The organism is Catenulispora sp. GP43 (genome assembly GCF_041260665.1).
In the GTDB taxonomy this organism is placed as follows: domain Bacteria; phylum Actinomycetota; class Actinomycetes; order Streptomycetales; family Catenulisporaceae; genus Catenulispora.
In genome coordinates this window covers 1-12,589 of the sequence record NZ_JBGCCT010000037.1, presented here as the reverse complement: position 1 = coordinate 12,589, position 12,589 = coordinate 1, and the positions used below count along the sequence as shown (strand labels likewise).

The following is a 12,589-nucleotide window of genomic DNA, read 5'->3' as shown; positions in this document are numbered from 1 at the left end:
AGCAGCTTGTGAACCCCACCATCGGCATCGAACCGGACGCATTCGTCACCGGCGAAATGGGCGAGGTCCTGGACCGTCCGCTGACGTTGGCGATCCTCGGGGCCGGAGCCCGTGGCGCCGGCTATGCCGACATCGCTGCGAAACGTCCGGGCATCGCGCGTGTGGTCGCGGTCGCCGAACCACGCGACCTGGTCCGCAAAGCCTTCGCCGCCAAGCACCAAGTCACCCCCGACCGCACCTTCGGCCATTGGCGCGACCTGCTCGAAGGACCGCGCATCGCCGACGTGGCGGTGATCGCGGTTCCGGACGCCGAGCATGTCGCCGCCGCCATCGCCTTGGCGGACCTCGGCTATCAGATCCTGCTGGAAAAGCCGATGGCCACCACCGAGGCCGACTGCGAGACGATCGCTGAGGCGGGGCGACGCAACGGCACGGCCATGGCCGTCGCGCATGTCATGCGGTACACACCGTATTCCGTCAAGCTCAAGCAGCTCCTGCGCGATGGCGGGATCGGCGACATCGTCTCGCTCCAGCACCTGGAGCCGGTCGGCTACTACCACTTCGCGCATTCCTTCGTCCGTGGCAACTGGCGCCGGGAAGACGAGTCCTCCCCGTTGCTGCTGGCCAAGTCCTGCCACGACATCGACTGGATCGCCGACATCGTGGGCCGGACAGTGGCCCGGGTCAGCTCGTTCGGCTCGCTGACCCATTTCCGCCCCGAGCGGGCCCCGGCCGGAGCCACCGACCGCTGCCTCACCTGCCCTCTGCAGCACACGTGCCAGTACTCGGCCACGACGCTGTATCGCGAAGGACTGCGCAACGGCGGCACCAAGCAGTACTTCGCCCGGATCATGGCCGAAGGCGATCTGTCGGAGGAAGGGGTGACCGCGGCGCTGGCCGACGGCCCCTACGGCCGCTGCGTCTACCACAGCGATAACGACGTTGTGGATCACCAGGTGGTGAACCTGGAATTCGACGACGGCGTCACCGCCTCCTTCACCCTGGCCGCGTTCACCCCGCTGGAGAACCGCCACACCAAGGTCTTCGGCACCCGCGGCCAGTTGACCGGCGACGGCCGGTTCATCGAGATCTACGACTTCCACACCGAGACGCGCACCGTCTACGACACGTCTCTGGACGGTTCCTCAGCTGCTGAGGGGCATGCCGGCGGCGACGAGGCGATGTTCAACGCGTTCCTCGACGCCCTGCACCGGGGGCGCCCCGAGCTGATCGTCTCCGGCATCGAGACCAGCCTCGCCAGCCACCGCGTCGTGTTCGCCGCCGAGCGCGCCCGCAAGAACAGGACGGTGATCGAGATGTAAGGACGCGAGGTTACCGGGCGTCGCGCGCTACTCACCAAGGAGAGGAAGCACCATGGTACCTGCACCAAGATCGTACAGAACGAGATTCAGAGTCGCTGTGACGGCCGTGTTGACCGCGGCGTTGGCAGCGACCGGGACTTTCGCCTTTGGCGCCGAGTCCCGACCTGGAGCCATCGGACATGACGGCTCCGGGGGATACGTGGTCGACGCCGGCTACCTCCATCTGGGCCTCAGCAGCACCGGGCAGGTCACCGCCTTGACCGACAATCGGACCGGGACGAACTACCTCGCCACCGGGCACGGCACCGCCTCACTGGTCAGCCTGATGGTAGGCGGCCACCAGGTGCAGCCGACCAAGCTGACTTCCCGCGCGAACAACACGCTCCGCTTCACCGGCACCGGCGGCCTCGAGATCGACGTCGCCGTCCAGAACAAGACGACCTACTCCACCTTGACCGTCACCAAGGCCGTCGCGCCAAGCGGCGGTGACCTGCAGACCTTGCTGTGGGGCCCGCTTCCGACCACCATCACCCAAACGCTCGGCGAAGCCGTCGGCATCGTACGCGACAACGGCTTCGCGGTCGGGATGAAACCGCTCACCGACGGCACCGAGGGCGGCTGGCCGCGCGAGGAGGTGAACACCCCCATCGGCTGGCAGAACGAGGTCGCCTCCGACCCGTCCAACCTCCAGGTCTCGCCCAACGGGCTGGAGGAGTGGAGCGTGGGGGCTCGCACGCCCTGGGGGACGCTGCTGCGTGCCTTCACCTTCGACTACACCAAGCAGCGCTACCGCCAGGCCAGCTACAACGGCGGCCCCAACTACCCGACTCCGGAGGGGCCGTTGCCGGGGAACCAGGGCTCGGTCGTCGGGTCGAGCATCGCGCTGTTCGGCACCACCCCTGACATGGCACCCACTGTGCTGTCGGCGGTAGCGGCCAACCAAGGGCTGCCGTACCCGACGATCAACGGACAATGGCAGAAGACCGCACAGGCCACGTCCCAGTCGTTCCTGGTCCTGTCCGACTTGAACACCGGCAACGTGGACCAGGCGGCCGCGTACGCCAAGGCGGCCGGGATCAACGTGGTCTACTCGCTGCCGAACGCCGAGGGCCCCTGGCAGTCCGCCGGCCATTACCAGTTCGACAGCGCATTCGGTGGCAGCGATAGCGCGGCCAAGGCTCTGGTCAGCAAGGCGAACGCGGACGGCGTACAAGTGGGGACACACACGCTGTCGGACTTCGTCGACCTCAACGACCCCTACGTCACACCGGTTCCGAGTGCCGATCTGGGACGCGGTCTGTCTGCCACTCTGGTGCAGAGCCTGAGTGCCGGGAGTACCACCGCGTATCTCACCAGTTGCGCGCCGCTGGCCGATGGCGTCGCGGGCAGGATGCTGCTGGTCGACAACGAGTTCTTCAGCTATGCCTCCTCCAGCATGGTCAACGGGCAGTGCGTGGTCACGGGCCTGGGCCGTGGCGGCTGGGGTTCCAAGGCCGCCGACCACGCCAGCGGGGCAACGGCGTCTCGCGTCCTGGAGAACGAGTACGGCGGGGCCTTGGGCGACCTGAATATCATCAACGCCATCGCCTCCCGCTTCGCCGACATGTGGAACACCACCGGTGTCAGGGCGATGTCGTTCGACGGCCTGGAGTCGGCCTCGCAGGCCGGCTGGGGACCGTACGGCATGGCTAGCCTGGTCAACGGTACCTACCGCCAGCAGAGCTCGCATGACGGGTTCATCTCCGAGACCAGCCGCATGGGCTCCAACGTCTGGGACGGCCTGTCCCGGGCCAGCTGGGGCGAGGTCGGCTCGACCAGCATGAACCAGGTGTTCATCAACAACGCCTACTACCAGGCCAACTACCTTCCCGGCATGCTTGGCTGGATCTCCTTGAACGACAGCCTGCAGACGGTGGAGGACGACCTGGCTCGCGGCGCCGGCCTCAACGCAGGAGCCGGATTCCAGACCTCGGTGTCCGCCCTGAACTCCGGATCTCAGACCTCAGCACTGCTCGACGCCGCCAAGCAGTGGGAGACCGCCCGCAACCTCGGTGCGTTCACCGCCGATGAGCGCGCACAGATGCGGAACCAGGCGACGCACTGGCACTTGAGCGTCATCACCCCCGGCCGGGTGTGGTCGCTGCAGCAGCTCGACGGATCCGGCAACCCCGTCGGTTCCGCGCAGGCCGTCACTGCTCCGACCCCGGCGTTCACCGCAACCGGTCTGCCCGCGGTGGTCGCGGGCAAGCTCTATGAGGCGTGGGTGGCCACCAACAGCCCCGAAACGGTCCGCTATGCCGTCACGCGCGGCTCGCTGCCCGCGGGCCTGACGCTCAACCCCGACACCGGCGGCATCACCGGTGTCCCGAAGTCCTCGAAGAACGCGACTTTCACCATCACCGGCAAGGGCGGTCCCGGAGTCGCCGACGCCAGCGGAACTTTCACGACGGGAACCGTGGGTGTCGCACCCTCGGTGGCTTTGACAGCGGGCAGCGGCTACGTGACTCAGGGCGGGTCGGCCACGATGACCGCCTCTGTGACGAATCCCGGCGCGACCACGATGACCGGGGTCACCGCGACACTCAAGTTGCCCTCCGGCTGGACGACCCCCGCCACGACCGCGACCGTCGGTGCGATCGCCGCCGGTGCCACCGCGACCGCTTCGTGGATCGCGAATGTCCCCGCGAACGCCGGCACCGGTGACCAGACCAGTTCGGTGTCGGTGTCCTACCCCAGCAGTCCCGGTGATTCCGAGGCCACGCTGGCGCTGCCGGTCGCGTTCCCCAGCTTGGCCGCGACGTTCGACAACGTGGGCGTCAGCGACGACTCGACGCCATCCCCAGGCGACTTCGACGGCTACGGAAACAGCTACTCCAAGCAGGCACTGTCCGCGGCCGGAGTGAACTCCGGTGCGACACTGACCTACAACCAGACGTCCTTCACCTGGCCGAGCGCAGCCGCCGGAGCCAACGACAACACCATCGCCGACGGCCAGATCATCCCCGTCTCCGGCACCGGCGCGTCCCTGGCCTTCCTCGGAGCCGACATCGGCGGATCCTCAGGCCCCGTCACCGTCTACTACACCGACGGCACCACCTCGACCAGCAGCCTCGGCTTCCCGAACTGGCTCAGCGACACACCGACGCAGTTCGGCGCGCAGCCCGTCATCACCACTACCTATCGCAACACGCAGTCCGGACCGGCCAATCAAGGCAACCAATACAACGTCTACTACAACAGCGTGCCGCTGACCCCGGGCAAGACAGTCTCCGGTGTGCAACTGCCGCAGAACCCGTCGATACACGTCTTCGCTATGGGCGTCGGCTCGTGATCGCTGCCAAACCAGCCCGCTGAAACACCCTGATCAGGGGCGGGACGGGATCGTCAGAACTCGTCCCGCCCTTGTGGCCAGTCCTCAGCGCAGGGACTTCATCATGATCCGAATACCTGCCCGCTTCGGTGAGTGCGGCGACGATCTCAACGACTCAGCGCCGACGGCAACCAGGCCGTTCTGGCGGCTTGCAAACACACCGCCGCCCAGAAGTGGACCCACATCAACGGCGCGCTGACCATCAACGGCGGATGCATGCATGTGTTCGCCACCTCGTCGCGCCTTCCTGTCCGTCAGCTTGATCAGCGCGGCCGCAGTCGCCGCCGACCTCGGCTCGGCCACTGCGGCCTGCGGATCGGGAAGTACCAGATCTACGTCTCCGATTGGCTGAGCGCTTGGGGCTCGCCGGTGGCCACCGGCGCCTTCCCGGACACTTGAGAGTGCCGAAAACCTATGCGACCTGCTCGTATTCGTGGATCACGCCTCCGGCTCGATCTCGTCGCCGGACACGTAGCGCGTCGAGGTCGATCATGTTGTCCGGCAGCGGCTGCTGTGGTGCGGCATGGCGGAGTGCGCGGTGCGGGCGGTGCGGGCGGTGCGTGTTGTAGTGCTGCTCGTACTCGCGGAGCAGGCGCATCAGGTGGGGCAGGTTCCAGATGAGGGTGCGGTCGGTGAGCTCCACGCGAAGGCTTCGGAACCACCGCTCCATAATCGAGTTCTGGCGCGGTGCCCGGACCCCAGTCCGGATGACCTCGATGCCGGCGGCGTCGAACACCGCGTCGAACGCGGCGCCGAAGGACGCTGTGGGTGCCGAATATTTCATCCATGCAGGTCAGGCTGCGTGCTCGTACTCGCGCAGGATGCCGCCGAGTCGGTCGCGTCTTCGGACGTTCAGGTCGACGATGTCGGCGCTGCCGGTGATCGGTTCGGGCGCGGGCTGCAGTGGCGCGCTCTGGTCCAGCGACCGGTGTGGCCGATGCAGGTTGTAGTAGCTCTCGAATTCGCGCAGCGCATGCAGCAGGTGGGTCTGGTTTCAGATCAGCATCCGGTCCGGCAGTTCGCGTCGGCAGGTACCCACCCAGCGCTCCATCACTGCGTTCATCCGCGGCGCCCGAACCCGGCTGAGCACGACCTGAATGTCGGCATCAGCCAGTACCTCGTCGAATGCGGCGCAGAACTTCCCGTCACGGTCACGAATCAGATACTTGATCGAACATCCGGCGTCCTCCAGGTCCATCACCAGGTTCCGGGCCGCCTGGGCGACCCACGAAGCCGTGGGGTGCGCCGTGGTGCCGAGAATGCGGATCCTACGGGTAGCGTGTTTGATGACGGCCAGGATGTACTGGCGCTGCCCACGCAGCGTGACCGTCTTGATGAAGTCGCAAGCCAGGATTGTCTCGGCCTGGCCGCGCAGGAACGCCGCCCAACTTGTTGCGGACCGATCCGGCGACGGGTCGACGCCGGCGTCCTTGAGGATCTCCCACACGGTGGAGGCGGCGACCGTGACGCCCAGCAATGCCAGCTCGCCGTGGATACGCCGGTCGCCCCACGTGCCGTTCTCGCGTGCCAAACGCAGCACCAGCCGCCGGATCGAGGCCACAGTCCGCGGATGCCCGGGACGCTTGGGCCTGCTGCGAGCCGCACGACGCCGGTTGAGTAGATCGCGATGCCAGCGCAGGACGGTGTCCGGACTCACTATCAGCTGTAGCTGGCGTAAGGTTCTGCGTGCCGAGCAATGCCGCCAGCAACGCCCGATCAGCGCGTTTCAATCGGACCCGTTCGCTGCCCAATTGGCGCTGCAAGACCCGGAGCACGGTGTCGCAGCGCCAAGATCTCCGCGTCCTTTTCCCGGCTGCTCATCGGAAGTAGACGCAACGCAGCGAACGTATTCGACACCGCCAGATATGCGAACCGGACCAGCACGACCAACCATTATCGCCATCCTGGGTTGGCGCTGCACCGAAAACCGGCTGATCACTTGCCGCTACGAAGCGACGGACCAACCGCTCTTGACCAGCGCGGACGATATTTTCGGCACGCACAAGGTTGGTCGCGCATTGAAACTCTCGTGAAAACGCTACTGTCCTATATGCCCAATGCCGCCGACGTTGCGAAGGTGGAGCTTCTCAAGGTCCATGGGCTGTATTTGTGTGCCACACAATGGACGAGTCGTCCGCGCTGATCAACGACCGCGTCCGGGCGATCCCCGGTGTGCGGGAGGTGGAGTCGTTCCCCTACTTCGGCATCCACGTCCACCGCTTCACCTGGGATGCGCCGGACTGACCGCTCGCCGACCGCGAGGGTCCGAATCGGAAGTCAATTTCACGTTGCGCTTAAGAAGCTTAAGCCTAAGCCGCGTTCCTGCTTACATATGCCGAGTACACTTCAACCGTCGCAGCCTCCGGGCCGCCAGAACACCGAACGTCTACGGACTGGATGCGTGTGAGCTGGCAAGATCCATCTGCCGTGGAGTACGACTTCTCACAGCGCAGTTTGGAGGGGCCCGCATGTTCGTCGCAGCTTCGCAAGGGACCGAAGGTCCACTGGTCGGACGGGATACCGAGACCGCCCGGCTCGTCGGGGTGTTGGAGGAGCTGGGCTCAGGGCGCGGCACCGTGGTGGAGATCGCCGGTGATCCGGGGATCGGCAAGACGCGCTTGATGAACATGCTGGCGGAGATGGCCCAGCGGCGCGGAGTTCAGGTGGCCCGGGCCCACGCTATACGCGGGAGCGCCATTCCGTACCAAGCGTTCCGCGAAGCCGCGGGTGACTGGCCGCACCCCGATCAGTCAGTGAGCGATGAAGCGGTTTTCCGCGAGATCCGCACCCGGATGGCGGGCTGGGCCGCGGACGGCGTAGGGGGGATGCTGCTGTTGGACGACGTCCACTTGTGCGACGAGGCCTCGTCGCAACTCGCCGCACGCCTGGTCCGGACCCTCGCGCCCGGGCCGTTGGTGCTAGCTCTGGCACACCAGCCGCGGCGGACCGACTCTATGCTGCTGGAGGCGCTGGAGCATGGTTCGCGGACTGGAAGCGTGATCCGCATCGAACCGCAGCCGTTGGACGCCGAAACGGTGGCCGTTCTGCTTGACCACTGGCGTACATCCGAGGACAGCGCCACGATCCCGTACACCGGCCCGACGCGCCAACGTGCGACACCGGCCGACAGCTCTGCCCACCGTGGGCCACTTGACTCTCCGGAGTTCGCGGAGCAGCTGCGCGCCGCGTCCGGAGGCAACCCGCGCCATCTGCGCGTCCTGGTAGCCGGGGGTTGGGAGCCTGAGCACTGGCCCGACCGCCCCGGATCCGATACGGACGGACTGCTTCGAGAGGCCGTGGCGATGACGGCGGAGCTAGACGCCCTGACGCCGGACGTGTCGGCCGCAGCGCACACGGCTGCGGTGCTCGGCGACCCGTTCCGACCGGAGGACGTCGCCGAGACCTCGGGGCGCAACCTCGGCCAGATCCTCGACGCGCTGAGCGACCTCGTGCGGGCCGACGTGGTACGTCCCCTCGCCTCGAACGGGCGCTTCGCCTTCCGGCACCCGCTGCTGCGCCACATCGCCCACGAACGCGCGGCGATATCCGTCCTTCTGGCCGCGCACCAGCGGGCGCTGGACCTGTTCGCGGCCCGCGGGGCCTCCGCCGTGCAGCTGGCACGGCATGCTGAGCACCTCGTCGGCACGGACGCTTCGGTTGCCGTCAACCTACTGACCCGGGGCGCGACGGAGGTCCTCCCGGACGCTCCGGCGACTGCGGTCCGCTGGCTGCGTCTGGCCCTGGAGAACCTGCCGAGTGGCGACCGCCCGACTGCCGAGCGGGCCACCTTGATGCTCGAATGCTCCCGCGCCCTGAGCGCTGCCGGAAGGCTCGAGGCTGCCCGGACCATGGCCCACGAAGTCCTGCGCGACCACACGTATCTGGCCGAGGACCTGCGGTTGAATGCCTACGCCGTCCGCGCGGCCACCGAACGCCAACTCGGCCGATTCGCCGAAGCCGAGGCATCCGCGCGAATCGCCCTGCACACGCTGCCGCGACCGCTGCCCGCCGCAGCCGCCGAACTTGCCTTCGAATACGGGTTCCTGCATGTGTTCTGGGGTACCTACCGTGAAGCACGCACGCTGGTGCGCGAAGTCGTGAGTGCCACCACGACAGGGGGCGGGGCAGGCACCCGCGGACAGGGCGACGCGACGTCCGTCGCATCTGTGCGCGTCCTGTCCGCGTTCGGCGACAGCTACCTCGGTGACACGGCGGCCGTGATACCCGCCCTCGTCGACAGCGCCCAACTCGTCGACGGGCTGCCGGACTCGGCCGCCGCACGAACCCCCGAGCTTTTGGCCATGCTCGGCTGCACCGAGCTGTTCACCGAACAGTACCCCGCCGCGTCACGGCACTTCCGCCGCGGTCTGACCCTCGCACAGGCCGGAGGCCCCCAGCAGGCCCTGCCGCACTGCCTGCTGGGCCTGTCCTACATCGACCAGGAGGCCGGCCGGCTGAGCGAGGCCGAACAGAGGGCGCTGGAGGCGGAACGTGTCGCCCGCGCCACCGGTGTGGACGACGCGATCAGCATGAGCAAAGCGATGAGGGTCGGCGCGATGATCTGGACGCGGAGCCGGCACGACTCCGCCGCGGTCGTCGCACTCGCCGAGGAGAGTGCACGCACCGCCCAGCCGGGCTGGTGGGCAGGGTCCGCAGCCATGCAACTGGCCATGGTGCGGCTCATCAGCGGAGACGCCCCCGGCTGCACCGAGGCCCTGCTCGAGGGAGGCGGCGGTGAGGACCTGCACTTGTTCCAGCCCAACTTCCACCCGATGCTGCTGGCCATGCTGTCGACGGCCGCACTGCTCACCGGCGACACCGACGCGGCCCAGCGCTGGGCCCGTGACGGCGACTCCGCCGCCGAGCGACTCGGGCTCGCCGTCCAGCGAGCGCATGTCGACCGCGCCCAAGCCATCCTGCACATGGCCGAAGGCGAACACGCCATGGCGGCGAAACTTTTCGAGCAGGCCGCGCACGGGTTCCGGCGAGGCGGCAGGCCGATCCACCATGCCTGGACGCTCGTCGTGGGTGCGCACTCAGCCGAGAGCGCGCACGGATCAGCGACCGCCGCCAACTGGCTGGCCTCAGCGGTGAACCTGGCCGACATTCACGGTGCGGTGCGAGTACGTGAGGAAGCCGTAGCGGCACAAGACCTGCTGGCAGCGAGCGTCACCTTCGACGGCACGGCCGCGGAATCCCCAGGGCCCGACATCACGGCCCTGCTCACCGACCGGGAGCGCCAGATCGCGGAACTGGTCACCGCCGGCAAGCGCAGCCGGGACGTCGCGGAACAACTGTTCCTCAGCAAACGCACTGTGGACGCCCACCTCGCGAGGATCTACCGCAAACTCAACGTCTCCTCCCGCACAGCCCTCACCCGCCTCCTTCTCGGAGCCGACGATGGTGGCTCGGAATGATCGAACCATCCCTTCGACGCGGAGCCGACTCGATGTGAGTGTGGGATCGAGTGTTTACGCGAAGGAGTCGACCGCGGGCCAGAATTCCGCATACAGGGCGTGCTCCGCAGCCCGATAGTCGAAGAACGACTCGTCGGAGAAGACCACGCGAATCTTCACGTACCCGCCGCGGCTCTGCCCGGTCCTGCTGATGGAGCTGATGTCCTGCCGCGCGACCGCGACCTGTCGGGACGGGGGGAACGTCTGCGAAGTCGGCCCGAAGTCCCAGATCGACAGGCCCCTGTCGCTGATGACCAGCGCACGGCTGGCCGCGTCGCGCGGCAGCGTCCGTGCGATGCTCCCGCTGTCACCGCTGATATGACGCGCCTTGGACACCTGTTCGGAGACCTTGTTGATGACGAGTCCGGTCAGGCGGGCGGTGCCGAAACCGGTGCCGGATCCGGTCTCGAACGCGACGGGCGTGCCAAAGGTGAATCCCAGCAGTTCATCGTCCGGCCCGAGGGCCTCAACCAGTGCACTGCGGTGGTCGGGCAGATTCGTCATCGCTTTGGCGATGAGTCGATCGCGCAGGCCCATTGTCGATACCTCATTTTCGTCAAGCCACGTAGGACACTTGTCCGGCACAGCGTCAGCAGGATTGCGGAAACGGCGGAGCTCGCCTCAGCGCCGTACGCCAACACTTCCATCCATCGCGGATTAATGACATCCGCAAAGATACCTAATCGATCATTAGGTAACCGGCCTCCCTGTCGGCCCCTGCTGCGTCGTGTGCATGCCGGGGGATTCCGCACCCGCTGACATCGCGTGTCAGTCAAGTGAGGGTCTGTAGATTGAACGGTGTAACTTGATCTTGAAAGTGGCACCGATGACTGACCTCATAGCAGGACCCGTGGATGCGGTGGAGTTCGAGGACTCCGAGCCGCCGGCGGTGACAACCGATGCGATCGACGCCCAGTTGCTGGACCGGCTGGTGGATCAGGCCCGGTCCTCCGGGTTGCAGTTGGCCGGCGAGGGCGGGCTGCTGGCGCAGCTGACCAAGCGGTTGTTGGAGTCGGCCCTGGAAGGCGAGATCACCGATCATCTGGGCTATGACAAGCATGACCCGGCCGGGAAGAACGGCGGGAACTCCCGCAACGGCTCCCGATCCAAGACCGTCCTGACCGAGGTCGGGCCGGTCGAGGTCGACGTGCCACGGGATCGTGACGGCTCGTTCGAGCCGAAGATCGTGGCGAAGCGGCAGCGGCGGCTGTCCGGGGTCGACGACCTGGTGATCTCGCTGTCCGCGAAGGGCCTGACCACCGGCGAGGTGCAGGCGCATCTGGCCGACGTCTACGGCGCCGAGGTGTCCCGGCAGACGATCTCCACCATCACCGGCAAGGTGCTGGACGGCATGGCCGAGTGGCAGAACCGCCCGCTGGACCGCGTCTACCCGGTGATCTTCATTGACGCGATCCACGTCAAGATCCGGGACGGGAAGGTCGCCAACCGGCCGATCTATGTGGCCCTGGCCGTCACCGCCGCCGGCGAACGCGAAATCCTGGGCCTGTGGGCCGGCGACGGCGGCGAAGGCGCCAAGCACTGGCTGCAGGTCCTCACCGAGCTGAAGAACCGCGGCATCGACGACGTGTGCATGGTCGTCTGCGACGGCCTCAAAGGCCTGCCGGATGCCATCGGGCAGGTCTGGCCGCAGGCCATCTCCCAGACCTGCGTCATCCACCTGCTGCGGGGCAGCTTCCGCTACGCCGGCCGCCGGCACTGGGCGCAGATCGCCAAAGACCTCAAGCTGGTCTACACCGCCCCGACCGAGGCCGCCGCGACTGAACGGTTCCTGGAGTTCGCCGAGACCTGGGCGCGAAGTACCCGGCGATCATCCGGTTGTGGGAGAACGCCTGGGCGGAGTTCGTACCGTTCCTATCCTTCGACGCCGAGATCCGGACCATCATCTGCTCGACCAACGCCATCGAGTCGGTCAACGCCCGGATACGCCGGGCAGTCAAGGCCCGCGGCCACTTCCCGAACGAGCAGGCCGCGCTCAAGTGCGTATACATGGCCATCATGAGCCTGGACCCGACCGGCCAGGGCCGAGCCCGCTGGAGCAGGCGCTGGAAACCCGCGCTGAACGCGTTCGACATGACCTTCGACGGCCGCCTGTCAGCCGGACGGCAGTAACCCCAACATCAAACCCATTACACCGTTGCTTTGACAGACCCGCACGGGCTCCCCACACTCGTGGCGCTCGTTCCCCAGTGGCCGCAGGGTCGTAGCGTTGCTGATAGCGGTATCGGCCGTTCAGTCGGTCGGCCCGTCTGAGATAGGGGACGGGTACGTAGAGGCCTGATCGGCTATTGCGCTCTTGTCGGTGCCCCGTTGGGTGCGCGTGATGGTCTGAGAGGGCGGGACGTACTGTGATGTCCGGTATGGGTTTGCTCGATGGTGTGGCGTTCGGCTGAACCGCCCGACAGGCTGGCGGCTGCGTGGTG

The 12,589-nt window shown here is 67.0% G+C and carries 7 protein-coding genes and 2 pseudogenes; 6 read left to right on the top strand and 3 right to left on the bottom strand.

Features of this window, described 5'->3' with window-relative positions:
• The first annotated feature begins 56 nt into the window (after positions 1 to 56).
• The 3 genes from ABH926_RS45480 to ABH926_RS45470 all read left to right on the top strand — a co-directional run bounded on the left by ABH926_RS45480 (position 57) and on the right by ABH926_RS45470 (position 5,091).
• A complete protein-coding gene (locus tag ABH926_RS45480; protein WP_370373416.1) occupies positions 57 to 1,322 on the top strand; it encodes a Gfo/Idh/MocA family protein in 1,266 nt (421 codons plus the stop codon).
• Between the two features lie 97 nt (positions 1,323 to 1,419).
• Positions 1,420 to 4,653, top strand: coding sequence for an NEW3 domain-containing protein (locus ABH926_RS45475; RefSeq protein WP_370373268.1), 3,234 nt, complete (start codon positions 1,420 to 1,422; stop codon positions 4,651 to 4,653).
• 132 nt (positions 4,654 to 4,785) lie between these two features.
• A complete protein-coding gene (locus ABH926_RS45470; RefSeq protein WP_370373266.1) occupies positions 4,786 to 5,091 on the top strand; it encodes a hypothetical protein in 306 nt (101 codons plus the stop codon).
• A 13-nt stretch (positions 5,092 to 5,104) separates the two neighbouring features.
• Here ABH926_RS45470 and ABH926_RS45465 read toward each other — a convergent pair whose 3' ends face one another.
• Together ABH926_RS45465 and ABH926_RS45460 are read right to left on the bottom strand one after the other, a co-directional pair.
• A complete protein-coding gene (locus ABH926_RS45465) occupies positions 5,105 to 5,476 on the bottom strand; it encodes an integrase core domain-containing protein (RefSeq protein WP_370373265.1) in 372 nt (123 codons plus the stop codon).
• 9 nt (positions 5,477 to 5,485) lie between these two features.
• Positions 5,486 to 6,576, bottom strand: a pseudogene (locus ABH926_RS45460) (integrase core domain-containing protein).
• Positions 6,577 to 6,813: 237 nt separating this feature from the next.
• Here ABH926_RS45460 and ABH926_RS45455 point away from each other — a divergent pair.
• Together ABH926_RS45455 and ABH926_RS45450 are read left to right on the top strand one after the other, a co-directional pair.
• Positions 6,814 to 6,936: a hypothetical protein gene (locus ABH926_RS45455; RefSeq protein ID WP_370373264.1), complete on the top strand. Its 123-nt coding sequence runs from the start codon at positions 6,814 to 6,816 to the stop codon at positions 6,934 to 6,936.
• Positions 6,937 to 7,160: 224 nt separating this feature from the next.
• On the top strand, positions 7,161 to 10,109 hold the full coding sequence (locus ABH926_RS45450; protein ID WP_370373262.1) for a LuxR C-terminal-related transcriptional regulator: 2,949 nt from the start codon (positions 7,161 to 7,163) through the stop codon (positions 10,107 to 10,109).
• Between the two features lie 54 nt (positions 10,110 to 10,163).
• Here ABH926_RS45450 and ABH926_RS45445 read toward each other — a convergent pair whose 3' ends face one another.
• Positions 10,164 to 10,685 carry a hypothetical protein gene (locus ABH926_RS45445; protein WP_370373260.1) on the bottom strand — a complete coding sequence of 174 codons (522 nt, stop codon included), beginning with the start codon at positions 10,683 to 10,685 and terminating at the stop codon, positions 10,164 to 10,166.
• Between the two features lie 289 nt (positions 10,686 to 10,974).
• Between ABH926_RS45445 and ABH926_RS45440 the strand changes: the two are divergent.
• Positions 10,975 to 12,278, top strand: a pseudogene (locus ABH926_RS45440) (IS256 family transposase).
• Positions 12,279 to 12,589: the final 311 nt, after the last annotated feature.